The organism is Sulfurimonas sp. (genome assembly GCF_018698455.1).
Taxonomy (GTDB): Bacteria; Campylobacterota; Campylobacteria; order Campylobacterales; family Sulfurimonadaceae; genus Sulfurimonas.
This window is the reverse complement of record NZ_JABIOQ010000072.1, coordinates 1-25,890: the sequence shown is the minus strand read 5'-3', so window position 1 is coordinate 25,890 and position 25,890 is coordinate 1. Positions and strand designations below refer to the sequence as shown.

Annotated in this window: 24 protein-coding genes, 1 tRNA gene and 3 pseudogenes; 3 read left to right on the top strand and 25 right to left on the bottom strand. The window is 35.6% G+C overall.

The features are described 5' to 3' along the window. Positions 1-2: 2 nt before the first annotated feature. Positions 3-236: pseudogene (locus HOG88_RS10580) on the bottom strand (response regulator); the annotation flags it as partial. Positions 237-639: 403 nt separating this feature from the next. After that, a tRNA-Ser gene (locus HOG88_RS10575) sits at positions 640-727 on the bottom strand. Between the two features lie 121 nt (positions 728-848). Between HOG88_RS10575 and HOG88_RS10570 the strand changes: the two genes are divergently transcribed. Beyond that, positions 849-2,783, top strand: coding sequence for a DUF1538 domain-containing protein (locus HOG88_RS10570; RefSeq protein ID WP_295005957.1), 1,935 nt, complete (start codon positions 849-851; stop codon positions 2,781-2,783). 16 nt (positions 2,784-2,799) lie between these two features. On the opposite strand, the gene HOG88_RS10565 is transcribed toward HOG88_RS10570, so the two are convergent. From HOG88_RS10565 to HOG88_RS10550, 4 genes are read right to left on the bottom strand one after another with little or no spacing between them, the layout of a single operon-like run. Continuing rightward, complete coding sequence (locus HOG88_RS10565) at positions 2,800-3,441, bottom strand: DNA-binding protein (protein ID WP_295005955.1); 642 nt, start codon at positions 3,439-3,441, stop codon at positions 2,800-2,802. 10 nt (positions 3,442-3,451) lie between these two features. Next, positions 3,452-3,949 carry a YajQ family cyclic di-GMP-binding protein gene (locus tag HOG88_RS10560; RefSeq protein WP_295005953.1) on the bottom strand — a complete coding sequence of 166 codons (498 nt, stop codon included), beginning with the start codon at positions 3,947-3,949 and terminating at the stop codon, positions 3,452-3,454. Positions 3,950-3,999: 50 nt separating this feature from the next. Further along, the gene (locus HOG88_RS10555) at positions 4,000-4,695 is read right to left on the bottom strand and encodes a 2Fe-2S iron-sulfur cluster-binding protein (RefSeq protein WP_295005951.1); all 696 of its coding nucleotides are present in this window, start codon (positions 4,693-4,695) and stop codon (positions 4,000-4,002) included. Between the two features lie 16 nt (positions 4,696-4,711). After that, the gene (locus HOG88_RS10550; protein WP_295005949.1) at positions 4,712-6,226 is read right to left on the bottom strand and encodes an FAD-dependent oxidoreductase; all 1,515 of its coding nucleotides are present in this window, start codon (positions 6,224-6,226) and stop codon (positions 4,712-4,714) included. Positions 6,227-6,357: 131 nt separating this feature from the next. Here HOG88_RS10550 and HOG88_RS10545 point away from each other — a divergent pair, with 131 nt between their 5' ends. Further along, entirely contained in the window at positions 6,358-8,451 is a 2,094-nt protein-coding gene (locus tag HOG88_RS10545) for a hypothetical protein (RefSeq protein ID WP_295005948.1), read from the top strand. Here HOG88_RS10545 and HOG88_RS10540 read toward each other — a convergent pair. The 12 genes from HOG88_RS10540 to HOG88_RS10485 all read right to left on the bottom strand — a co-directional run bounded on the left by HOG88_RS10540 (position 8,448) and on the right by HOG88_RS10485 (position 21,781). Next, entirely contained in the window at positions 8,448-8,852 is a 405-nt protein-coding gene (locus HOG88_RS10540; RefSeq protein ID WP_295005947.1) for a VTT domain-containing protein, read from the bottom strand. The two genes, HOG88_RS10545 and HOG88_RS10540, sit on opposite strands and share 4 nt — an antisense overlap. Before the next feature lie 6 nt (positions 8,853-8,858). Continuing rightward, positions 8,859-9,782: a D-2-hydroxyacid dehydrogenase gene (locus HOG88_RS10535; protein ID WP_295005945.1), complete on the bottom strand. Its 924-nt coding sequence runs from the start codon at positions 9,780-9,782 to the stop codon at positions 8,859-8,861. Beyond that, the gene (gene purT, locus HOG88_RS10530; RefSeq protein WP_295005943.1) at positions 9,783-10,949 is read right to left on the bottom strand and encodes a formate-dependent phosphoribosylglycinamide formyltransferase; all 1,167 of its coding nucleotides are present in this window, start codon (positions 10,947-10,949) and stop codon (positions 9,783-9,785) included. It lies immediately after the preceding gene. A 66-nt stretch (positions 10,950-11,015) separates the two neighbouring features. Beyond that, positions 11,016-13,160 carry a flagellar hook protein FlgE gene (gene flgE / locus HOG88_RS10525; protein WP_295005941.1) on the bottom strand — a complete coding sequence of 715 codons (2,145 nt, stop codon included), beginning with the start codon at positions 13,158-13,160 and terminating at the stop codon, positions 11,016-11,018. 115 nt (positions 13,161-13,275) lie between these two features. Further along, on the bottom strand, positions 13,276-14,616 hold the full coding sequence (locus HOG88_RS10520; protein ID WP_295005939.1) for a flagellar hook-basal body complex protein: 1,341 nt from the start codon (positions 14,614-14,616) through the stop codon (positions 13,276-13,278). 11 nt (positions 14,617-14,627) lie between these two features. Beyond that, positions 14,628-15,293, bottom strand: a complete 666-nt coding sequence (locus HOG88_RS10515) for a FlgD immunoglobulin-like domain containing protein (RefSeq protein ID WP_295005937.1) — start codon at positions 15,291-15,293, stop codon at positions 14,628-14,630. A gap of 18 nt (positions 15,294-15,311) precedes the next feature. Beyond that, positions 15,312-17,036, bottom strand: a complete 1,725-nt coding sequence (locus tag HOG88_RS10510; RefSeq protein WP_295005935.1) for a flagellar hook-length control protein FliK — start codon at positions 17,034-17,036, stop codon at positions 15,312-15,314. A 323-nt stretch (positions 17,037-17,359) separates the two neighbouring features. Then, on the bottom strand, positions 17,360-17,779 hold the full coding sequence (locus HOG88_RS10505) for a hypothetical protein (protein WP_295005933.1): 420 nt from the start codon (positions 17,777-17,779) through the stop codon (positions 17,360-17,362). Positions 17,780-17,840: 61 nt separating this feature from the next. Next, positions 17,841-18,251 carry a thioredoxin family protein gene (locus HOG88_RS10500; RefSeq protein ID WP_295005931.1) on the bottom strand — a complete coding sequence of 137 codons (411 nt, stop codon included), beginning with the start codon at positions 18,249-18,251 and terminating at the stop codon, positions 17,841-17,843. After that, entirely contained in the window at positions 18,251-18,685 is a 435-nt protein-coding gene (locus tag HOG88_RS10495; protein ID WP_295005929.1) for a hypothetical protein, read from the bottom strand. The genes HOG88_RS10500 and HOG88_RS10495 overlap by 1 nt, the downstream gene beginning before the upstream one ends. 15 nt (positions 18,686-18,700) lie before the next feature. Then, positions 18,701-20,368 carry a DNA primase gene (dnaG, locus tag HOG88_RS10490; RefSeq protein ID WP_295005927.1) on the bottom strand — a complete coding sequence of 556 codons (1,668 nt, stop codon included), beginning with the start codon at positions 20,366-20,368 and terminating at the stop codon, positions 18,701-18,703. Positions 20,369-20,692: 324 nt separating this feature from the next. Beyond that, positions 20,693-21,781, bottom strand: a complete 1,089-nt coding sequence (locus HOG88_RS10485; protein WP_295006175.1) for an SO_0444 family Cu/Zn efflux transporter — start codon at positions 21,779-21,781, stop codon at positions 20,693-20,695. Positions 21,782-21,986: 205 nt separating this feature from the next. On the opposite strand from HOG88_RS10485, the gene rpsU reads away from it, so the two are divergent. Further along, positions 21,987-22,199 (top strand): 30S ribosomal protein S21, encoded by a 213-nt coding sequence (gene rpsU / locus HOG88_RS10480; RefSeq protein ID WP_207561874.1) that lies wholly within the window; start codon positions 21,987-21,989, stop codon positions 22,197-22,199. A 56-nt stretch (positions 22,200-22,255) separates the two neighbouring features. Here the strand turns inward: rpsU and HOG88_RS10475 are convergent, their stop codons facing one another. The 7 genes and pseudogenes from HOG88_RS10475 to HOG88_RS10450 all read right to left on the bottom strand — a co-directional run. Further along, positions 22,256-23,323, bottom strand: a complete 1,068-nt coding sequence (locus HOG88_RS10475; protein WP_295005923.1) for a dGTP triphosphohydrolase — start codon at positions 23,321-23,323, stop codon at positions 22,256-22,258. Between the two features lie 11 nt (positions 23,324-23,334). Further along, complete coding sequence (locus tag HOG88_RS10470; protein WP_295005921.1) at positions 23,335-23,865, bottom strand: alkylphosphonate utilization protein; 531 nt, start codon at positions 23,863-23,865, stop codon at positions 23,335-23,337. A gap of 2 nt (positions 23,866-23,867) precedes the next feature. Continuing rightward, positions 23,868-24,095 (bottom strand): hypothetical protein, encoded by a 228-nt coding sequence (locus HOG88_RS10465; protein WP_295005920.1) that lies wholly within the window; start codon positions 24,093-24,095, stop codon positions 23,868-23,870. 3 nt (positions 24,096-24,098) lie between these two features. Next, positions 24,099-24,938 (bottom strand): FAD-dependent thymidylate synthase, encoded by an 840-nt coding sequence (locus tag HOG88_RS10460; RefSeq protein ID WP_295005918.1) that lies wholly within the window; start codon positions 24,936-24,938, stop codon positions 24,099-24,101. 239 nt (positions 24,939-25,177) lie between these two features. Next, complete coding sequence (locus HOG88_RS10455; RefSeq protein WP_295005916.1) at positions 25,178-25,321, bottom strand: hypothetical protein; 144 nt, start codon at positions 25,319-25,321, stop codon at positions 25,178-25,180. A 9-nt stretch (positions 25,322-25,330) separates the two neighbouring features. Then, positions 25,331-25,471: pseudogene (locus HOG88_RS11955) on the bottom strand (phospholipase A); the annotation flags it as partial. Between the two features lie 193 nt (positions 25,472-25,664). Beyond that, positions 25,665-25,890, bottom strand: a pseudogene (locus tag HOG88_RS10450) (protein-L-isoaspartate O-methyltransferase); the annotation flags it as partial.

The window sequence follows — 25,890 nt, the reverse complement described above, 5'->3', positions numbered from 1 at the left end:
TTTTATCTGGATAAGGATTCAACCAACTTGGCTTGATCAAATAGTTTGGCGAGATAGTCATCCATGCCAGCTTCTAGAAATCTTTCCCTATCCCCTTTAATTGCATTCGCTGTTAATGCAATGATTCTTGTATGTTTTAGGTTTTGCTCTTTCTCTAATCTAATAATCTCTTGTGTAGCTTTTATACCATTCATTTTAGGCATATTTTCATCCATAAGGATTACATCATATTTCTTATATTTAAATTGTGTATTTTTTAAAAGAGGGCGATATAATTTTTATTATGAATTTATTTGGGACTTACTTTAAAGCATTAATTCCGAAAATTCATCTATAATACAAGATAATATTAATCAAGGGAAATGGATAAATGGACATCCTTATGCTAAACACGAGTAAAGCGATAGACTATCATATAAATTTAAAAGAGCTTTTAGGTATAAATAATGCTATAATTCAAGCCAAACTTATGTCTATCTCAGCATATAATATTAAAAATGACATATATCATTTTCAACTTCATCTTTCTGTTCTTGAAACAAACACTGTGTCAAGATATATGAAGAGTGTCCAAATCAAAATTATTGATGAACTAAAAAATCAATATCTCAAAAATAGACTAGAACAGGGAGATAAAGGTGGTGGTTTCGGAGAGATTCGAACTCTCGGTAGATTGCTCTACACAACCTTTCCAAGGTTGCACCATCGGCCACTCGGACACGAAACCATTAAAGAAGAGCATGATTATAGCTTATTTGCTTTAGATGTACTTGAAAGCAGACCCTTATTCTAAGCTAAGTATAGAATACTTTAGCTATTATTAGATACAAATAAATTCAAGGTTTACCATGTTAAGTTTTGCATCCTTTCTCCAACTTCTAAAAGAGTCTTTTCGTGACCTCTTGCCTATCATTCTTGTTATTATGTTTTTTCAACTCGCTATTATTCAGAGTGTTCCTGATAACTGGTTGAGTACGACTATTGGTCTTGCCATAGTTGGTGTCGGTCTTGCTATCTTTTTACTTGGTCTTGAAGTTGGTATTTTTCCCGTTGGAGAAGGTCTAGCGACTGAATTTGCTCGTAAAGACTCTACTATACTCATTGTTATTTTTGCCTTTATGATTGGTTTTGGTACAACTATCGCCGAACCTGCCCTCATCGTTATCGCTCAAAAAGCAGCCTCTATCAGTTCAGGTCGAATCGATGCTACCACCCTGCGTTTAGTAGTTGCATTTTCAGTTGGACTTGCCATAGTTATTGGTGTTTACAGAATTATTAAAGGGCACCCCATCCACTACTATATCATTAGTGGATATGTTATGGTTGTCTCGGCTACTATTTTTGCTCCTAAAGAGATTGTAGGTCTTGCGTATGACCTCGGTGGAGTAACAACATCTACCGTGACAGTACCTCTTGTAGCAGCTCTTGGCATTGGTTTAGCTTCTACTATAAAGGGGAGAAATCCTGTTTTAGATGGTTTTGGTCTTATTGCATTTGCTTCTTTAACACCTATGATTTTTGTTCAGTTCTATGGTATTTTTGTTTATGAGTTTATAGATGCTGTTGAGCAAGTTCCTCATATTCTTCCCATAGCTGATGCAGTAGCAAATAATGCTGTAAACTTTGACTTTTCCTTTTTAAACATACTCAAAGGAATTGGTGGAGTCATTATAGATGTTGTGCCTATTTTAGCAATCATCCTGTTTTTTCAATATGCAATTCTAAAAAAACCTATAGATAATCTTAAAAATGTCATCATTGGATTTGGGCTTGTAATCCTAGGTTTAGATGCTTTTATTGTTGGTTTAGAGATGGGTCTTTTTTCTGTTGGTGAGACTATGGCTTTCGAGCTAACACAATACGATAGCAATGTTATAGTTTACTCATTTGGTTTTCTCATAGGTTTCTCAACAACTATGGCAGAACCTTCTTTGACAGCTATTGCAAGAAAAGCTAAAGAGATAAGTGATGGCAAGATAAATGACTTTGTTCTACGTCTTTTCGTTGCTCTTGGTGTAGCGATTGGTATCTCTTTAGGTGCTTATCGCATTGTCGTAGGTGGAGAAATAGTTTACTACATCATGGCTGGATACATGATTGTAATTGCCCTTACGTTTATAGCACCAAAGTACATCATTCCCATAGCTTATGATAGTGGTGGGGTTACAACGTCTACAGTTACTGTACCACTTGTTGCAGCACTTGGTCTTGGTCTTGCTACAAACATACCAGGACGCGATCCACTTATAGATGGTTTTGGTCTTATCGCGTTTGCTTCACTTTTTCCTATGATAACTGTTATGCTTTATGGAATTATCACAGAGAATATGGGTATAAAAGGTAAGCATGAGGAAGATGCTATTAAACGCGATGAGTTTAGACATGCCATTGAAGATGCCCATAATATGGGTCTTACTACGGTTAACATTCAAGGAACAGGACAGCGTCACTCATATGAAATGTCCTTTTCTGCTGTACATGTTATAGTTCCAAAAGAAGGCGAAGAAAGAGCTCTCTGTGCCGCTAAGAGTGCTGGAGCGAGAGGAGTGACAATAACAGAAGCCCATGGGATGGGACTTGAAAAACTAGAAAGTATTTACAATAGACTCCATACGGAAAATATTAATTCAGACCTATTATTTATAACACAAACAAAAAATGTCGAACCTATTATCAAGTCTGTTATCGATGAATTGGATATAACAGGGGATGGAAAAGGTCTTACTTACTCTTACCCTATCTCAAATCTTAAGGGTCTTACTTTAAATAAAGCTGACTTATAAAATAGAGACTCTTTCTCTATTTTATTAAATCACTATAGTCATACTTACTTGTGTCTAAATAGTACTTTTTTCCTATACTTATAATTCTCTCATCTTTCAAAGATTTTTTAAGAAAACGTGACTGAATCTTTTTAATCTTTTTATCAGATATATCCAAATTTTTCAGATGTTTCTTTAAAGATATAAGAGAACTTTTATCATCAATTTCTTCAGTTATTTCTTCTTCAACATGTGTGTCTATCGTCTCTACATCTTCAGTTGGAGCTGATATCTGTAACTGTGAAGAAAGAGTTGCTAGTATGTTTTTTAGCTGTTCATCTTTATCTATATAAATCTGCTCTATTTTCTCTCTCTCAGCAATGAGCATTAACTCTTTTTGATCTCGCAGACTTCGAGTCTCATTTTCTAAAAGTGTAATCCTCTCTTGAAGTTTAGCATTTTGTTCTTCTAAAAGTTTATTATATTTATCGTTGTTATTATTCACTTTAACAGTACTCTGTCTTGGCTTAGCTGATGTGTCTTTAGAGTCTAATACAACCATCTTAACCCCATTCTCGACAAGGACTTCTATAGAACCTCTGCGAATACGATTATGAATAGCTTCTTTAGAAATATTTAAAAATCCTGCTGCCTCATTAACACTCATCTTTGTTTTCATAACTTTCCCTTTATCTCATGTTCTCAAAAACTAAAGGAGCATCCCATTCAGCCTCTTTAACCATTGCTATAACCTTTTGTAGCTCATCAAGTTTAGCACCTTTTACACGGATGCTATCGCCCTCTATCTGAGCATTTACTTTTAGTTTCATCTTTTTTATTTCTGCTGTTATCTTCTTTGCTTCTTTACTCTCTATATAATCAACAACTTTAAAAGTCATTTTTCTATTTCCACCTGAAGAGTCTTCTACTTTTAACTCTTCTAAAACTTTTGAAGAAAGTCCCTGTTTTAAAAACTTTGCGATTACTATGTCTTTAAGTGCATCGACTTTATTATCAGAAGAAGCTATAAGGACTAATGTCTTTGCTTTTTCACTGTAAGTAACTTCAAAAGTTGTTCCCTTAAAGTCATAACGGTTTGAAACTTCTCTATCTACTAAATTTATTGCATTTTTAAAGTCTTGCATATCTACTTTTGCTGTTATATCAAATGAGTATTCTTTTGCCATTGTTTTACCTTTTATATTTTAAATTATTATAACATGTTTGTTTGTTAGCTTTAGAAACTAGGACTTCCATCAAAACTACCAAATCCACCAAAGTTAGGATCCATATATCCATACTGTGCAGATTTAAAACGTAGTTTCTCTATATCTGTTTTACTTGAAATATTTTGAGGACAAACTATTGTACATTCATTGCAAAGTGTACAATCCCACACACCATTAAGCTGGACATTATCTATTTTTGTTTTAGGTTCACCCTCGCGTTTATCGCTTACATACTTCCAAACTCTAGTCAATGCGAAAGGTCCTAAAAAGTCTTTGTTAACACTATAAACAGGACAAGCGGAGTAACATGATCCACAAAGTATACAGTCGCTCTGTACTTCATTTATCTTCGCATCGTCCTGAGTAAGTGAAATACCAAGACCTTCTTGTAGCCATGCTTTTGCTCTTGCATTAAAAGTATAAGAAGCATCCATATCAGTAACTAAGTCTCGTATAACCTCTACATTTTTAAGTGGTTCAATTGTATCTCCATCTTGTACCTTATAAGAACAAGCCAAGACCTCTCTTTCATTTACTCGCATTGAACAAGAACCACAAACGCTGCTCCGACAACCACTACTAAATGCTAGACTTACATCTTGTTTTGTTTTAATCTCTATAAGTACTTCAAGAAGTGTTACGTCTTCTAAATCAACACCATATTCTACAAATTCATTTTCACGTTTAATATTTATATTTATCATAATTTCCAACTCTTTACTAAACTATATAGTGAGCACCACAGCTCACCTCGCGTTTAAGTGCTGATGAAACAACCTGCTCACAAACGGCTAACACATTTCTAAACTCTATAAACTCCACAAGGTTTGTATTGTATACCTTCGAAGTGTCTTTTACACCCATCAAAGGAAGTTTTTCTTTAATCTCTAAAATCTCTTTTAGAGCTGATTCTAACTGCTCTCTTGTTCTTACTATTCCTACATCTTTATAAAACATATCACCGATGTGCTGACGAAACGAATAAAAATCTATCTCATTCTTACCTGCTTTTATATCATTCATTACATCAGGTTGCTCAATATAAGAACTTTCAGTATTTTGAGAAAGTGCAAATTTTGCTGCGTTTAATCCTGCTTCTTTTCCAAAAACTACGATTTCTAAAAGAGAGTTTCCACCCAGACGATTTGCACCATGCACTCTATGGTTTGCACATTCTCCACAAGCATATAGACCACTCAGTGAAGTTTGAGACTTATGATCTACTTCAATCCCACCCATAGTGTAATGTGCAACTGGACGAATAGGTATGATCTCATGAACCGGGTCTACATTTTCATACAGTTTTGCTAGTTTCCTCTCTTGAGGTAAACCCTCGTTTATCAGTTCTTCTCCAAGATGTCGTATGTCTAAAAAAACTTGCTCACCCTTTGCTATCTCTGCGTTTATGGCACGAGAGAGTTCATCACGAGGGGCTAGCTCGTTAGTAAAACGCACACCCTTGGAGTTCACAATATGGCCACCCTCTCCACGAGCTGATTCACTTATGAGAATGGATGAGCCTTTAAGTCCAGTTGGATGGAACTGAATAAACTCCATGTCTATAAGCTTCGCACCTGCTCTAAGAGCTACCGCAATCCCATCACCTGTTGAAGCAGTGGAATTAGTAGAGTTTTTATCGTAAATACGACTATAACCACCGCTCGCCATTATGACTGCATTTGCTTCATAAACTTCTACTTCTCCACTTCGAATGTCTAATACTTTCGCACCCTTCACTCTACCTTCTTCATCTTTGAGAAGCTCTAAGAGATATTTCTCATTTTTCATTTCTATGTTCTCTTGCAAACATCTATCATATATAGTGTGAAGTATTTTTAACCCAGTATAGTCTTGTGCATAACAAGCGCGAGCAGCAGAAGCTCCTCCGAGAGCTCTCTGTGCTATTTTTGCATCTTTTGCACGAGAGAAACAAACGCCTATACTATCTAGCCACTCTACTGCATTGATAGCCTCACTACACATAAAACGAACAGCTGCTTCATCTGCTTCACCATGAGCTGACTTTAGTGTGTTTGCAATATGAGATTCAACACTATCTTCTTCTACATTTCCAAGGGCTGCATTTATACCACCCTGAGCCATACATGTTTGACTTCGTGTTGGATACTCTTTTGTAATAACTATAACTCTAGCTCCACTCTCTTTAGCATGTAAAGCTGCTGTAAGCCCTGCTCCACCTGCTCCTATAACTAAAACATCACTTTTATAATTCATTTATTTCTCTTCTGACTCTGTATTGATATTTTTATATTAAAATTATTATACCACAAGAGTCGACAATTGACTTATGCTAATCATTTTGCTATTATAAATCCAAAACAAACTTCTTTCAAAAAAGGCTAGTCATGAAATTTTATTCACTATGTGTAATTGGGTTCCTCTCTATATTTATTGTAGGATGTGGTAGTGAAAAGGACATTACAAGCTCTCTACAAAATACAGCACAAGCAGAATCGGACCTTAATATAACTACTCCAGTTATAAAAACTATTACACAAGCTCAAAGTTACTCAAAATTTCAAAAACCAGAACATCTAGTCATGGACAACGGATATATTTACATTAGCGATGCCGCAAATAACTGTATCAGGAGAATAGCTCCCGACGGCACAGTATTGACTGTTATAGGTAGTACTACCGGAGCCGGTGGAGATAATACCGATACTGAGCAACAAGGAACGACTGCACTTTTTTCAGGTCCTACCGGTTTAGCAATCGATGCAAGCAATCCCCTTGATACGCACCTATACATAGCGGACACTGGTAATAATAAAATATTAGATGCAAATATTACCGGAAATCCTCAAGAATCCGAAATTACCGTCATTAAAATTGCAGGAAGTAAATCAAGCGGTTACGCTGATGATGCAAATGGCTCACTATCTCATTTTTATCAACCTCATGGTTTAGAGGTCATTGGATCAACTCTATATGTAGCAGACACTCTAAACAACGTTGTTAGAGATATCAATATCACAAGCGGAACAGCTCATAACGTTGGAACATTTATCGATTTTAGCCAAATTTCTTCAGATTCACTGCCCATTGATCTGACAAGTACAAGTAATGGAACTAATCTGCTCGTTCTTTTAAAAGGAAGCAATAAAGTTTACGATGTCCCGATAAATAATGTAATTGGAGCGGTTGATACGAATATTATTGGATTAAACGCTCCTGAAGGCATCCTCTTTGATGTAAATACAAATATACTATATATTTCAAATACTCAAGACCATACCATTCTTGACTACAATTCTACTTATGCACCAATCACAACACCGTGCTATGCTGGAGACAATAATGGAACAAATACAACCAAAAACAGGGGTAGTTTAGAGGGAACGAGTACCTCAAGTGCTATGTTTAACGAACCAATAGGCTTATACTCAACCCTAAATGAACTTTACATCGTCGATCGTGGCAATCATAAAATTAGGAAAATTCTTAAAAATGAAAAAATAGTGCGAACAGTAATGGGAAGTGGAGAACCAGGACAAGACATTACTGATGATGATGCCAATCAAAAAATCGAAGAGTTTTTCAAACCTGAAGGTCTAACCGTTAGTCCCCAAGGCAACCTCTATTTTTGCGATACTCAAAATCAAAAGATTAGGCATTTGGATTTAGCTTCTACAAACAAAAGCATCACTGCAACCTTTATTGGACAACAAACCGTTGGGACATCCCAAGGAGATGCAGTAGGTACTCTATCTACAACACTTTTACACAATCCAACATCCATCGTAGGTTTATGGGACTCTAATCAAACTTTTTACATCGTCGATAGCTATAATCATTCCATCAAGAGAGCTATTGGCTCGACTACAACCCTATTTGCGGGTAATGGCTCTGCTGGATATAAAGATGGAAATTCAACACAAGCACTTTTCAACCAGCCATATGCAGCTATTCTGGATGGAAATGGAAATCTTTATGTGACGGACACTTATAATCATCGTATTAGAAAAATCACTTCACAAGGCATAGTCACAACTCTTGCTGGAAGCACCCAAGGGGATATAGATGGACAAGGAGCTAATTCAAAGTTTTCTTCTCCAACTGGAATTACATACGATGGAATAAATACTTTATATGTAGTAGACAATGGTAATAATAAAATTCGTAAAGTCACATTGTCTGGAACAGTAAGTACTCAACTCGTTAACAATGAAACATTCAATAATTTATATGGAGTTGCAATAAGTCATAACAATAAAATCCTCTTTGTTTCTGACATTGGTACAAATAAAATATTTGGAATTGATTTGGAGACAAACTCCGCTGTCAGTATACTAAATGACAATAGTGCTGAATGGGTTGATGGTAATAAGTCTAATGCTCGAATTAATCATCCAAAATCGTTATTTTACGACAAAGATTTAAAAAAGATGTACATTAGTGATACGGACAATAATTTAATTCGCATTATCTCTTTTTAAAATAACTGAGTTAAAAAATAATATCTTGCTACCCTTAAGCAACCTGCAATTATAATAAACCAGACAAATTTAAGTCTAAAAAGACCAGCAACTATTGTTATTGGATCGCCTATTATTGGTAACCATGAGAGCAGTAGTGCCCAATTACCATACCTATTTCCATACTCATAAGATTTTTTACCAACTCTTGATGAGAGTAATTTATCTTTTGTTTTTTTATATAAAAAAAACCCTAAGTAGTAGTTAAATATTATGGCTAATACATTCCCAAAAGAAGCGAAAATCATTGCATTTAAAATTGGCATATCGTTTGTTATTGCAAATAAAAATGTGGCTTCAGAAGAAAAAGGAAGAATGGTTGCTGCTAGAAAAGCACTGATAAAAAGAGTGAGTTCTGCCATAAGGCTCTAAAAACTACTCTTAATGTTTTCTATGACGGATGTTATGAGTTTTTCTCTGGCTTCTACTGAAGTCCAAGCGATATGAGGAGATATATAGAGGTTTTCTTTATTTTTAACATTGAGTAAAGGGTGATTTTCTCTCATTGGCTCTTTTGTAAGAACATCTAAACCAAAGAAAATATTTTTCTCATCAATGATTTTAGCTACAGCTTCTTCATTAATGATTCCTCCACGTCCAAGGTTTAAAATAGTTACCCCATCTTTACATGTAGCAAGTTCTTTATAGTCTAGTAGATTATCAGTTTTCTCATTTAATGGGGCATGTATGGTAATGATGTCACAACTCTTAAGCATCTCGTCTAATGATGTTCTTTGAAAATCTTCAGTGCGGTTCACACCACTAGTAGAGTAGTAAAAGAGTTCTGCTCCAAATGCTTTGGCAATATTTGCAACACCTCTTCCTATACTTCCAAGTCCAATGATTCCCCATTTCTTACCCTTAACTTCGAAAAAAGGATGCGACACATCAGTGAAGATGGGGCTACGAGAGTAGCTTCCATCTTTGACAACTTCATCATAATAACGAGAGTGTCCGAGCAGATAAAAAAGCATTGAAAAAGTATGTTGAATAACAGAATCTGTTGAATACCCAGCTACATTTTTCACTTCTACATTTAACTCTTTTGCCGCGTCAAGGTCTACGTTATTCATACCAGTCGCTGCTATACAAATGAGCTTCAAGCTTTTCGAGCAAAGCATAAACTCTTTTGTTATAACAACTTTATTGGTTATTATAACATTCGCATTTGCTATGCGTTCTTGTGTCTGTGCTGGTGAAGTTGTTTTATAAAGAGAAACCTCACCTAAATCATCAAATACAGATAAGTCTGTATTTCCAAATGTGAGTGTGTCTAGTAAAACTATTTGCATTTAGTTGTCTTTTATTTTTTCAATTAACTCACGAGATTGCTCTAGTGCAGATTCAACTTCATCAAAAACAAGAGCAACTGCTAAACGACGGCCCGCATGTGCTTCTGGTTTTGAGAAGACTCGTACAAAAGAGTTCTCACTAAAGAGTGAATCATCAACACTTATAACAGGTGCATTAGAATGTTTCATCTGCGTTTTATATGCCGCAGAAGCACCATCACCATAAAATGTAAAGCCAAGAGGAAGACCAAGAACTGCACGTAAATGAAGTGCAAACTCACTTTGTGACTGAGTTATTAAAGTAACCATTCCTGTATCGTGTGGACGAGGAGAAACTTCTGAAAAGTAAACCTCATCTCCTTTGATAAAAAGTTCAACACCAAAAAGACCACGACCACCTAAACCATCAGTAATAGTTTTGGCCATCTTTTGTGCTTTTTCTTTTGCCTCGTCACTCATCTGAGCAGGTTGCCATGAAAATACATAATCTCCATCGCGTTGCTCATGGCCAATAGGCTCACAAAAAACAGTTTCCTTTCCATTACGAGCTGTAAGCATCGTAATCTCATAATCAAAATCTATAAAGGCTTCAACTATCAACTCACTAGCATCGCCACGAGCTTCTTTTGCTATTTCCCATGATGCAGGGACATCTTCTTCACTACGACAAATACTCTGTCCATGACCTGATGAACTCATAACAGGCTTTATTACACAAGGATACCCCATACGTTTACTTGCAACTCTGAGTCCATCCTCAGTAGTGACAAACTCATAAGGACCTGTTTTTAGGTCAAGAACTTCTGCCGCATAAGTACGAATGTTTTTACGGTTCATAGTCTTACTTACCGCATTTGCATTTGGAATAACATTATAACCTTTATCTTCTGCTGCAAAAAGTGCATCCATACTAATAGCTTCTATTTCTGGAAGAATATAGTCAGGTTTTTCACGGTAGATGATTTCAAGGAGGGCATCTTTGTCTTGCATGTCTACTACATATGAGCGGTGTGCGACATTATGTGCTGGTGCATTTTGGTATCTGTCAACAGCTATAACTTCAAGTCCTAAACGCTGTGCTTCAATAGCCACTTCTTTTCCAAGTTCGCCGGAACCTAATAGCATTACTTTTTTTGAGTTTGATTTAAGGGGAGCAGAGAATTGCATGGTGGTTCATCCTAATGTATTATATTAGGATTATTATATCGAAAAGAAATTAAAGGAAAAAATCCCTTAATTTTTCAGACCGATTAATGTCTGTAGAAGTTGATCTGAAGTTGTAATTGTTTTACCATTTGCTTGGTAACCACGCTGAATAATTATCAGTTGTGTGAGTGAACGAGAAAGGTCAACATTTGAAGCTTCAAGTGCCGAAGACTGGATAAATCCACGTCCTGATGTAGCTGCTGTACCAATAGTAGGGTCACCAGAGTTGGCAGTTTGTACAAATATACTACCACCTTCTGTTGTAAGACCTTCATTGTTTGTAAACTTAGCCATACCGATTTGTGCTAAACCAAAAGAACGACCATTTGAAAAACTTCCAACAATTGTACCAGACTGGTCAATTCTAATTCCAACTAAATCTCCACCAGTAAATCCATCTTGAGAGATTCCAGATGTAGATGAACGAGAATCAAAAGATGTCATTCCGTCAAAGCCATTAATGGTACCAAATTCTAGTTTTACTTGTTGTTCTGGTGCTGAACCGTTATTTCCAGAGAACGATATGTTTCCTGGGATTAAACTTGATATTGATCCATCATTGTTAAAGCTTATTATTCCTTTTTTTTCATTTGTTGGTGCAACTGTATCAATAGTTGCTGGAGAAGGGACAGAGATAACCATATCCCAAGCACTACCATTACTGGTGTCAAGTTCAACTTTTCTAAATTCCATTCTTAGAGTATGTTTAGAACCAAGTGAATCAAAAACATCAATAGAACTAGAGTGTGTCGCAGCATTAATACCTTGTGAAAATGATGTACCTGCACTACCTCGAGTAAGTACTGAATTCATAGCTTTCATTGTTGTAGCAAAAGTTGCATTTTCTGAAACTACAAGACCTGTTCTTCTGTCAGTATACGATGTAACTTTAAAGTTCATATCATAATCGTCAGTCAGAGAAGTACCTAGATTTTTCATTTTAAATTTTCCAGCTTCGTCAACTTCTATAGTAATACTATTGTTAGCCGGAATAGCCCCAAAAGATCGTGCATCTTCTTGCATGAAACTTCTTAGCTCTGCCATAGTTCTAAAAGTGTCATCACCCTGAGTATTTGGTACTCCACTTGACCTACTGTACTGATATCTAAATGCCGTTACATCCGAATCAGTAACAAGCCCACTATTATCAGCTCCAGCTACGGTTATATTTATATTATGAGAAGCTGAATCTGAAGAGTTTGAATTTGTTAGAGTAATCACATTGAATGTATCAGCAGAGGCTGTAACACCAGTAATAGATGATTGTGCATTAATAGCAGCTACATAAGAACTTGCATTTCCACTTGCTGTTGATGTATCATCTGCTGTTATGTTTACTGTAGTACCTATCCCTAATTCTGTATCAATTGTTAATGTAATATCTAGACCTGGTGCACCAACTACACCAGTAGTAGTAGCAGCTGCTGGGGCTAGTACAGTCGAGTTTTTATATGAGGCCCAAAAACCTTGCTTCTCTTGAAGAGAATAAGCCTTACCAGCTTCATTAAACATCACACCTAAATCACCAGAATCAACTTCAGTTGAGTTTGCATCTCTTGCCGCTGGTTCTGTTGTTAATGCTAGAGACCCTAATGTATAAGCAGGTGAAAAGCTCTCTACTAATGGACCAGAGTTTAAATTCGCCTTTAGCACAACTTCAGCTGTTGGACTTGCAGGTGTTGTTAGACCTGGAGGAATATTTATATTTGTGATGGGTGCAGTAGAATCTACTTTTTTAGTAATTGAATCTCTTAACCAGCCTTGAGTAATAAAACCATTATTGTCTACAAAATTTCCATTTGCATCAAACTTGAAATCTCCAGCACGAGTATATTTATAAGTATTCCCAGCATCAGGAGAAACTATAAAAAATCCATCACCTTGAATGGCAACATCTGTGTTTTTGTCAGAGTTTTGAATAGAACCTTGAGAATAGATTGTTGTCATAGATGCAACAGTTGATCCGAGTCCAACTTGAACAGAATTTTTACCACCAAGATCTCCCTGCGGAGCTGTAGCTATTGATTTTGTTTGCGCTAAAAGGTTTGAGAAATTTGCACGAGAGTATTTAAAACCTGTCGTGTTAACATTTGCAATATTATTTGATTCCACATCCATCGCAATTTGGTGCGATTGTAGTCCGGAAACACCGGCATATAGTGATTTTAACATCTTATATCCTTTTTAATCTATCAAGAAAAGGCACTTAGATAAAGAGAGACTTTTCATATAGTTTATTAATTCTTAAAGATATAAAGCATTTAGTGTTCCATTTTTAAAAACTCTCTTAAGCACCCATACTAAGAGCTTTTTGAAGCATTTCATCTGCAGTAGTTATTAACTTCGAACTTGAGTCATAAGCTCTTTGATAAATTATAAGATCGGTTAAACCAGCTTCCATTCTAACATTAGAACCCTCAAGCTTACTAGTTACTAAACCCGTACCATTTATGTTATTACCATTTTCATCTTGAAAAAATATTGCTTTTCCGCTATTTGCACTTTCTGAAAACTTAGAGCCACTTACTCTCTCTAGACCTTGGTCATTTTGAAAATGGAAGATACCAATGCTACCAACAGCACTCTGCTTACCATTCGTAAAAGTAGCTAGCACAGAGCCATTTTTCTCTATCTCATACCCAACTAGTGTTCCATCTTCTTCACCATCAGAAGAACTTGATAAAGTGCTATCCGTATCAATAGAAATTATGCCATCGAATCCTACACCCATATTTATAGCTACAGGGGATCCTTGATTATCAATAGTATTGAGACTGTTTGATGTTAAGGCACCAAGCTCTTCAAAAGTAACCAATCCATTTTCAGTAGAAAACACTTCAGCCCCATCTCTACTTTGAACCGTTGCTTTTACATTCCATTGAGATCCAGGGGCGACTTGTGGATCAACTTTAGAAAATTCTAGTCTGAGATTATTTTTTACACCATCTGCATTTATTACAGTAGAGCTAACGCTAAGAGCAGCTCTTGGTAAAGTAATCTTATGATTTGGGTCAAGTGCATTAGCCGCAATATCTGCTAATGCAGCGGTATCTTGTTTTATTTGCTCTTCAGTCAAACTTAGATTTCCTAAGAAGGTTACTTCTGTTGAAGCTATTGGTGGGAAATACAATTCTGTTGGAAATGAAAGTTTTTCTTGTTCTGACACATTGGCTAATGCTATCTCGCTTAATGGTTCAGTTAACACATTATTTGCAATGTTATTTCCCATCGTTCCGAGTACAAAAAAACCATCTTGAGTTACTAAATCACGATTCTCATCAAAAGTAAAACTACCGTCACGAGTATACATAGTTTGTCCATTTCCCTCAACACCAAACCAGCCATCACCAAGTATTGCTAAGTCAGTAGCACTATCAGTTAACTGAAAAACTCCTTGAGCTTGATCCATAACTACCCCACCAACCTCTGACCCAACACCTATCCCATTGGCTACTGAGGTAATACTAGCATCAGTATTTATAGCTTTTTGGTACATACTTGAGAATTCTGTTGTGTATCCACGATAACCGACAGTACTAACATTCGATAAATTATCAGTTACTACATCAATAGCCTGAGCATTTGATCTGAGTCCAGAAAGTCCTGTATAAAAAGCTTGAGACATCATGATAGACCCCTTTAATACACTTCTTTTATATTTTCAAGTGGTACATAGGCAGAACCAACTTTCACTAGTGTTTGTCCAGCATCAAATTTAACAGACTCTATCGGATAAGCTCCAAGTCTTGTTTCTAAGTTCTTTCCTGCTGCATTCGTGTAGCTTGCGTTGACATAGTAAAGACCACTTTCAGCTGGATTTCCTCCGTTGTCTGAACCATCCCAATCAAATTGATAGACACCAGAAGGGTTTGTACCCACATCAATACTTTTAATCAAAGCACCTTCGTTATTAACTACTTCTACTGTGCCCTGTGCAATATCTGATGGGAAATAGACTTCAAATGAGCTAACTGAGCCCTCATCATTAACTATAGCATTGCTCCCTAAGTCGGCAGTCTTTCCAATGGCTGCTATTGTTGAGAACTGATTTGCTGTTCCTAAGGATAGAGCTAAGTCAGCTAATGCTTTATTTGTATTTTCTGATGATTCTAATCCTGCGAGTTGAGAGGTCTGTGTTAAAATTTTCTCAGAATCCATCGGTTCCGTAGGGTCTTGATGTTCAAGTTCTACTAAAAGTAGAGTCATAAAGTCATCTTTTCCCAATACTCTTTTATCTTCCACTACTTTTGATGTTGTCGGTTCTGCAGAAAGTGCGGCATTTAAGCCTGTTGATGTGATTGCCATAATAAATCCTTTCTATTTTTATGCGTAGTCGGGGACTACAATTTCTAAAGAGCTTAGTACCTCTTCATTTTCTTCTTCGTTCTCAAAATAGTCATACTCTTCTTTAGCCTCTCTCTGATGTTGAGAGTTCTGCTGCTCATGTGAATTTTGACCACTTTCAGAGTTATTACTAAAGTTTAATGAAGCATTATTTATTCCATTGCTAGTTAACTGGACTTTTAAATCATTTACATTCATAGATAAAGCATTGATCGCTGCATTGTTTGAACTCAGGTTTATATGAAGATTTTTCCCACGCTGAACTATAGTCAAATCAACCTCTCCTAGTCTTTGAGGGTTAAGTTGTACTTTTATTCTCGTAAATGGAGACTTATAATCCTCTATAGCATTTTTAACATCAACAGAAAGATATTTAGTCATCTGTTTCGCTTCATTGAGTTTTACTTCAAAACTATCAGCTTTTGAAACATTTGCACCATCTATTTTTTGAGTGGTATCGCTTGGGTCATTATTGAGAAGTGATTCTAGAGATTTACTCACCTCGGTTGTTGCTTGTGGTGCTATAACACGTGCCGTGGCAACAGAAAAATCTGCAGTTATATTCCCTTCGCTTTTGACAGCTTTATCACCGCGAAGAAGCATCTTTAGCGTTTCTTCTGCTTTTTGCTTAGGTGCCTTTACCTCAATTGCCACTGCTTTTGTATTTACAAGTTGCTCTGTTGTTATCTCTTTACTTGCTTGTGCTTTAAATAGTGGCTCACTTTTTATAGCTTTTGGTAACTCTTTTATTACTTCTTGTCTACTTTGCTCTATTTTAATTTGTTCTGATTGCTTTATATCATCTGGAACATCTTGTATTTGTTTAGAAGAGATTGAAGGTTTTGAGCTTTTTACTTTAATTTTTACATCAATATCATCAATAGCTACTTCAGTTTCATCTAGATTAACAGCGTTATTAGATGATACGGCTTTCTTATTTTCTTCTGTTATGTCAGTTCTTTTGACTGCTACTGATTTATTATCTTCTTTTATCTCAGTTCTTTTTACTGATACTGATTTATTATCTTCTTTTATATCACTCTTTTGTTCTATATGTTTTTTAGATTTAAAATCTTTTCTGAGTAACTCTCTAAGTTCCCCTTTTGTACTTTTAACATCTTCTTTTACAGGACCTTGTTCTTTAGCTATTATTACTATTTTAGCTTCTGGGGTTGAAATTTTTCTTTCACCTTTTGTAGCTACTTTAACATCACCTTGAACTTCTTCTATTGTTATTTTAGAGATATCTATGTCAAACTTCTTTGCCACAGCAGCTAATCCTTTTAATGTTTTAGGAAGAGCAGCTATCTCTGATTTTTTGAAACCTTCGCTCTGGAGTATTTGATCCTTCAAATACTCTTTAGCATCTTTTATCAGTCCTTTGAGCTCATCTATACTCAAGACTGATGTTAACTTAGGATTTATCTCTACAGGTTCTAATTCTATCTCCAGAGATGCTTCTCCTTTGAGAAGAGAAAGTAGTGTGCCTACCTTGGCATCTTTAGATATTTTTACATCCTTTGTATCAGTCAAAGATAAGACAAGAGCACCATTTTGTATCTCTTTATCATCTTTTTTACCGCTAACACCTTTTAGAAGTTCTGAGAAAGAAAGAGTAAAACCCCCTTCTTCTTTTGTATCAGTTGCTAAACTCAAAGGTGAGGACGAAGCCGATGTTTGTTTTGAAGTATCTACTGAAATCATCTTGTTCTCCCATATCTTTCCCTATAATTGAAGGGATTTTAAGAAAACATAGCACTATTTGTTCCATCTTATTAATTAAATCTCAATTGTGCCGATTTTATGATTATGAAATTAATTCCAATATTTATACTAATGCACACTCTACTTTTTGCAGAATCTATATATGATACCCGGACAAAGAAGCTAAATCAAAAAGCTATGGAAAATAAAAAAATAAAATGTAGGTTGGTGTGTGATAAAAAAATCTATAAAGAACAGAGGATAGCAAGTGCTATCTCTTTTTACAAAAATTCTAAATATTATAAGTTTACTAAGTCTACTGACTAGTAGTTTCTAGTAAAACGGTCAAGACAGTGTAAATCTTTTTTTAAAAATGCACTTGTGCTATCTTGCATACTACCGAGAATTTCTTCTGGTTTCTCTCCGTCTGCAGGGTATGCAAGTAAAAATGAATTTAAAAATTTAACAAAGAATTTATCGAACATCTTTTTAACTATATCTGCACCATATTTATCAGTATATGGAAGTACAAAGAAATAGTCTTTTCCATCATTAACAATAGAATCTGAAGTTCTTAAAATATTTTCAAGAGCATCATTGATCAAGCTCTCATCTATCCCAGAAAAATCGCAATACAACAGAGTAAAGCTCTCAGCCCGGTTCTCATCAAGTCTCTCAGAGATACCCATATTTAAGCTCATCAACTCTTTAAAATTTTCAAACGAAAAATGAATCCCTGCCATAAAATACCTCTTAAAATAAAATTATCTTAAGTATAACAAAAAAAATCTATTATAGGAAATTCTAATCTTTACTTACAATAGAATAAAAATCTGTTTTACTTTGATAACCTGGAAAACTTTTAAATTTTGTATCATCTCTATAGTCTATAATATAAGAAACAGGTACTACAGGTGTTGCAAAACGCTTATGCAGTGTTCCTTCTTGACGGTTTACAATAAGAGGAATATATTTTTGTTGTATAAGTTTGTTTATTTTATCAGATGAAAGTGTTCTTTTTTCCAGCTTTCTACACCATGGACAGTAATTAGAAACTTGTATAAGTAACACATCCTTCTTCTCTTCTTTAGCTCTTTTCATTGCTTGTTCATAACTAAGCTCATAACTAAACTTCTTTGCAAATTCTTTATACGATTGTCCATATGCCAATGTACTCATTAACATTATTATAACTATGTATGTGATTTTTTTCACTATTCATTATCCTCTATATATTGTTCTTTAAAGAGCTCAAGAAGATACTCAACAGTATCGATTAAATCCTCGTCTAAATCCTCTACTTCAAAAATATCAACCTTTTGGTATGTAATGGCAAATACCTCTGCTCCATCATCAAGGCGCTTCACTTCTTCACCTATTATAAGAGCCATCTTAAGGGTGAGTTTATCTCCTACTGCTATGCGAGATATCATAATCACAAGAGGCCGGTCAGAGTAACCCTTGGTATTTATACCAAGTTCATCTGTATACTCTTTTAGAATTTTAGTTATTTTAACCTTATAGCTATCTGGTACTTTATCTGTGTATATCTCAACCATTGGGTAGAGACTCTTAAACTTTGTGAGAGTAAAAGGTGTTTGTGCAAAGCTAAGTGTATAAAAAGTGATAAGTATAAATAAAAATTTCATTTTTCTTCCTCTAGTTTAATCATCAAAACCGACTAATTCGCCGCGTTTTAGTTTAGCTATTTTACCACGAAACTTACGAATATAAAAGGCTTTCTCTTCAAAACCAATGCTTTGAGTAAGATTTACTTTACGAAGTTCTCTCTCATAATGTTTACTTAAAAATGTGATTAACTCTGCATTAAGAGCTTCTTCATCTTTAAGAGTTACTATGCTTTCATCTACACTAATTGCCATGAGCTCAGGCGAGTCAAACTTAGAAGCTATTGCAAGTGAAAATTCTCTTGAGTGAAATAGTAAGAGAGAAGGGTCCAAAACATCAAGTATCTGGTTTATAAAATGTGGTTTTTCTAAAACCGTTTTCACTAAAGAAAGTTCCCACATATCTTTATGGCTGTTTTTTTGCATCAGTGGTATATTCTGATTTGTTGTCGTGTTTGAGGTGATTCTTACAAGTGATGGAGAAACTCCAAGCCCACCTAAACGCGATGCAAGGTATGTATTATACTCTTCTTGAAGCAATGGTGAAAGCGTTTTAAGATAACTAATTCCTTCTCCCATACAAGACTCTTTTTCTTTGGGATTGCGAAGATCATAAAGAGAAAGTATCTCGTCTAAAACAAACTCTATAAAAGGCTTAGGATCCCTAAACATATTTGCCAACTCTTCAACACGACCATCTTTTACCATATCTGCAGGGTCTAAGCCTCCGCCAAAAACGGCAACACCACCATTAAATCCACTTGCGCTTAGGAGTTTACTTGCTTTAAGTGCTGCGGCCCGACCAGCCTTATCTCCATCGTATGCCATAACAACACGAGGACTTCCTTTGCGAAGCAGTGGCAAGTGTTCAACTGTGAGTGCTGTACCAAGGGTTGCAACCGCGTTATCAAAACCAGCTTGATGCAACATAATAACATCGAGATAACCTTCTGTTATGATAATTTCTGCTTTTTTATAGAGTGATTGCTTTGCTAAATGATATGCATAAAGTAAACGCGACTTATTAAAGTAAGCTGTTTCAGGAGAGTTCACATATTTTGCTTGATGTCCAGTAATAGTACGACCACCAAAACCAACGATACTACCATTTCCTGAGTATATAGGGAAAGTTACCCTCTCTATGAAACGCGCATATGTCTGGTTTCTCGATGGCTCATACCCAACTACACCCATATCGATTGCTTCTTTAATGGCAAACTGCTCTGAACGAATGTAATTTATAGTCGCGTTTGAGTCAGGAGCATACCCTATTCCGAACTTCTCAACGCTACTCTCATAAATCCCACGTTCTTTAACATAAGCAAGTGCCGTAGCATTTCGAGTGAGAAGAGTTTGGTACCATTCATTCACTTTGTCCATAACTTGAGAACGCGGTTTGTTATGTTTGTTATCTGTATGTGTGAGTGTAAAGTTATAAGTTTCTGCGAGTTTTTCGAGTGCTTCTGGGTAGTTTAGTTTCTCATACTCCATAACAAACTTAACACTATCTCCACCAGCACCACAGCCAAAACAATGATATATCTGTTTTTGGGGGCTTACTACGAAAGAGGGAGATTTTTCATCGTGAAAAGGGCAAGGGGATTTATAGTTCCCGCCTGCTTTTTTTAACTCAACATAGTTCCCTACAACATCAACAATATCAAGTCGAGCTTTGAGGGCTTCTATGGAATCTTGTGCAATCATAGTAAAGATTATACTCCAATGCTGGTTAAAAGATTATATGATTTTCTAGGTTTAAACTAAAGGTCGAACCAACATACTAAGTCCTTTCATTTTTTTCTCCATCTCTATTGAGATAGACAAAGTTTAGCACCATCATCTGATGGTAGGTTTAGTAGGCTCAGCACCTTCTTCTCTTGCTTACATTCTTGTTTTAAGCTTGAAGTTTTTGAATAGCTTGAGAACAATCTTCATTGTTCATAGTTGGCAATTACTTGTTAAATTCATTCATAATACGAACTCTCTTGTCCTGGAGCATTTTCTATCTCTTCTACCTGAGTATCTACACTATCTTCTGCTAAAGCTATTTTTTTTGATTATCAAATAAGGCTTTAATATATAATAAAAAACAAAAATCCACAAAATAACTGTCGATATCCAGGCCACGAGACTTGTCTCTTCATGAAGATGCACCATCTCTGAAACTGAAACATCTTTTAGTATATAGTCTAGTCCAAAACCAAAAGCAACAGAACCAATAATGATAGTTCCAAGATAAACATAGAGAGTTCTTAGACCTAACATTTTTTTTACTACACCTATTGTTACAGTGTTTGTCGCCGGCCCTGCACTTAAAAACACGAATGCCGCTCCAGGAGAGACACCTGCTAGTATCAGTCCTGCAGCTATTGGAAGAGATGCCGTTGCACATACATACATAGGAACAGCTATTGCGATAACTATAATATATGATATCCAACTATGTTCCATAAGGACTTCAGTAAAATTTTGTGGAATAGCTACCGCTATGAGTGCTCCTAATATAAGTCCAAAAAGAAGAGGAGAAGATATATCTTTTAATAAAGTTCCAAAAGAGTATTTAAACACACGAATAAAAATATTTGGTTTTTTCTCTTGCAGAGAAGCTACCGATGAGCAGCAACTTACAGGCTCATCTGTCTTCCTAGTTGTTGTTGAAGCTGAAAAGTTCATAGCCATCGAAGGTTTTACTGGAGATGCCATACTAAATGTAGGCTTTGGTTTTGGTGCTTCTTCTTTATCTCCATAAAAGTTAGCAAGTACTCCGGCAATGATTGAGATTATCATAGAAGTAATCACTCTATAGATAGTAAAAACCCACCCAAACATTCCATAAGTTGCTAAGATCGAATCTACTCCGGTTATGGGTGTTGAGATTAAAAATGCGAGAGTTGAGCCATTACTCGCTCCACTTTTTTTAATACTTGTCGCCAAAGGTACGACTCCACAAGAACAAACAGGAAGAGGTATACCGAAGACTGTTGCTTTTATTACCGACAGTATTGAACTTTGTCCAAGGTGTTTTGAGACTATGGTATCTGGAACGAGTTCATGTAAAATTCCAGCAAAGATTAGACCAAACAGTATGTAAGGAGCCATCGCATTACTAAGATCAATTAATGCATTAAATATAAGTGTTAAGTATTCTATCTGCTACCCCTTTTCACTATTGTAGCACTTCTTCATGTCACAACTTTTTTTCTATTATTATTGTTATATATTTTTACTTTAAAAGAGATTATACTACGGGCTTTATATTTATATCTTATTTTGGTATAATTGCAACTCGACAAAATTTTTCAAAGAAAGTGGGTGATGTGATATGCCTGGTATTGTACTACGCCATGATGATAACTTTGACGCTTCTTATAGACGTTTCAAAAAGCAGACTGACCGTAACTTAATCGTTACTGAAGCTCGTGCTCGCCGTTTCCACGAAACGGAAACTGAAAAACGTAAGAAGTTCAAAATTGCTTCTCGTAAAAAGATGCTTAAGCGTCTTTATATGATGAGACGTTATGAATCACGCCTGTAAGCGTTAGTCCCTCGGGACTGCGTTTCACTACAAAACACACTCAAACAACCACAAAATTACTTCCCGTACATCTCATTATAAAAATTGAGTGCATATCGATCACTCATCGAAGCTATATAATCAGCAATTACTCTATGTTTATTTCTATACTCTAACTGCTTACGATAAAACTCTGGAAGCATCTTTTCTTCTTCCATTAAACCTTTATAAAGTCCTTTTATCGCTTGTCTTCCTGCATACATTTTACGAACTATTTTCTTGTGCTGGTACATTTTTGTAAACAGAATTTTTTTAAGCTTTTTTATCTTTGTTTCAAGTTCTTTCTCAAAACCAATTGGCATTACGTTATTAATATCTTTGATTCTTGGACCCGAGTATTCTAGAAGTGAATACACAAGATGGTTTATAAGATGTGAACTAAATCTATAACGAAACATCTCATCATTCTCTTCACCAACACCTTCTAATGCTACTTTTGCTAAAACTTCAACAGCTAACTCACTCGTCTTTAAGTCATCAAAACTAATAATTCCAGAGTTCACACCATCGTCAATATCATGACTCATGTAAGCTATTTCGTCTGCTCGGTCGACTATCATCGCCTCAAAAGAGGGATGTTTATCTAAGTTAAACTGCTCATGAATCGAATCTGGTAAAAATGACTTATGGTAAGGATATGAATGTTTTAAGATTCCCTCTAATGTTGCAAAAGTAAGATTAAGTCCATCAAAGTCTTTATAGCGTTTCTCTAAACGCGAGACCACACGAAAGCTCTGAAAGTTATGCTCAAATCCATTACTAAAACCATCGGCTTTAAGACATTCATCAAGAGTATCTCCACCAACATGTCCAAACGGTGTATGACCTAAATCATGAGCCAAAGCAATAGCTTCTGAGAGAGACTCGTTTAAACCCAAATTAGAAGTGATTGAACGCGCAATTTGTGAAACTTCAATAGAGTGGGTAAGACGAGTACGAAAGAAGTCACCTTCATTATTTAAAAATACCTGTGTTTTATACTCAAGTTTTCTAAAAGAACCCGAGTGAATGATTCTATCTCTATCGCGTGCATAAGGATTTCTAAAATCTTTATCTATCTTGAAAAAACGATCTTCTTGATTCATATAGTAATGCCTTATGCTTTTTTAATAAACTCAGTCTTTATAAAAATTTTAGTACCATTAACACGACCTTCTACATGACCAGCATCGCCCGGAGCCAAGCCTATACGTGTAACTGTAGTACCGCGTTTAGCAGTAAAGCCAGCACCTTTTACTTCTAGGTCTTTAAGGATTACTATAGAATCTCCAGTATGAAGTTCAACTCCATTAGAGTCTCTATATACTAACTTGTTTGCCGCTGCGTTTACTGCTTGTTCGGCTAAATTTCGTTCATCTTCTTCTAGGTACATCATATCTACCATATCTTGACGACCTAGAGTGTTCCAGAGAATATAACTCATAACTTTTACAGCCGGCGTTTCACTCCACATTGCATCATTTAGACAGTTAAAGTGTGCTTCATCTAAGTCACCGCTTTCTATCTGCCCCTTACAATTTGCACACACATACACTGACTGCTCATCACTTCCATCACTCACAGGAAGTTCTATAACCTCTACACCATCTTCACTTGCACATAGTTCACAAATACTACTTCTACTCATTTTTAATTACTCTTTTTATGAAATTCTATATCTTCTTTACTTACTTTTTTATTCTCTATTGTTTTGTCAAATGCTTTTTGCGCTTCTTCTTCATTGTAAGCTCTACATTCTTGAGGCATTATAGCATTTGGCTCACTAGCTATTTGATCACACATCGTTGCATTTATAGTGAAATTACTACATCCACTTAGAAAAATACCCACTGCTATTGTTAGTAAAATTTTAATCATCTTCTAATCCTGCTTTTTTTTCATAATTAAATCTAAATATTTTTGAGGTGTCACTTTCATCATTTCCTGTGCTAGCCAACGAATTTGAAAAAATGCAGCCCCACTATCACGAAGTGTAAAGTAATTTTTGAGACTTCTGAGATTGAATGTTACAACCATATCTACCTTAACATTATCCGAGATTATATGCTTAAAAGCATCTCCAACATTACGTTTTTTCTTGCCTGATTGAAGTGCATCATAAAGTTTTTGTGCATCATCAGAAAACTCTTCTAAAAAAGGAAGTGAACTTTTTGCAACAGAAATACTGTAAAAGTCTTCAACCTTAGTAAACTGGAAATCAAGCTTGTCGTACATTCCGCCTATTTCCACGCGATTATAAGCTTCATCACAAGTAACGAACATATCTAATAGCAGAATTTTATCTATAAAAAAATCTCTATCCCCTCCATGCTTGGAAGCTACAAATGCATTTATAAGTGAACTCATAGTGTAACGCGTGCTTCTAACGCTTATGGCTTGTAAACGATGGCGTGCATGCTCTTGTAAAACACCACGAGAAGTTCCACGGATTAAAAAACTAAGGTTTGCATGTTCAAGGATTGAGTGATGAAAGTAAGTCCATGCGAGATCGTCCAAAAGTGCTGAATCTTCAATGTCATTTATCTCATCGCACATAGCACCAGTTGGCATGCTATTTTCTATATCTTTTATAACACTATTTTCACTGTTAGTAAAAGAGTCATAACAAGTACGAGCAGCACTCTCTGCAACGCCTATTCCAGTATCTTGAAGAAGCACAACCTCAGGTTTGCTATATTCTATTCCGTACACATCTTCCATGGAAATCCCCATTTTAAATTAAATATATTTTACTATAACAAACTTTAACTACCTCGATAAACTAAATCCTATTCCAATTTTTTCTGCATAATCATCTTCTTGTGGCGCTTGACCAGCATTGTCTGAATTTCCAGCATAAGAACTCATAGTCTCACCATAACCTGTAAAAGCTTTTACATAAAGAAATAAACTCTCTCAAAAAGTGGGTAACTATAGTGTATATCTATTGTGGCCTTACTTTAAAAGTTATTTCTAAAGAGTGTCGTTAAAAGATGTTTTTCATAAGGAAGTATAAACTTAACATGTCCATGGTTAATCGTATCGACTAGCTCTGGATTATAGTCACAATTATCAGGAAATTTAGCCCATAAAGCCAACTCCAAAAAACAGACTTATATTATGGCAGTGTAGCTCCAAGCTCTTTCATGCGGAGCACCCAATCCATTTGAAGTATGTGCAAATGACATGCGAACTGCTTTAATATACTCTTGCTTCAAGGGAACCGTTATAAAAAACTCTGGTGTATAATCACTTACTCTAAAATAAGCATCACCTACATAATATTACCACATTGAGTGCTGAGTGTATGCCACCGTATAGAGTTCTCCCAGACCTAAAAGATTTAGAGAAAAGTCATACTTCACACTCACTTGAAACTCTACTTCGCCATATAAGTATCACGATCTTTTGTAGGATCATCATAATTTTAATTTTATATCCAAGTTTTTACTTTTGAACACCATCCAAAACAGGAACAAAATCACAATCTTCCAATTCTTCTTCTTCAATGATATCGCCATTCTTAATAAATCTTGTTATAACTTGTTTATTGCCTTTTACCATAGGAGCTACTAAAATGCCACCATCGGCTAACTGTTCAAAAAGTTTTGAGGGTATTGCTTTTGCTGTTGCAGAGAAAAGAATTCTATCATAGGGGGCATAGCTTATCCAG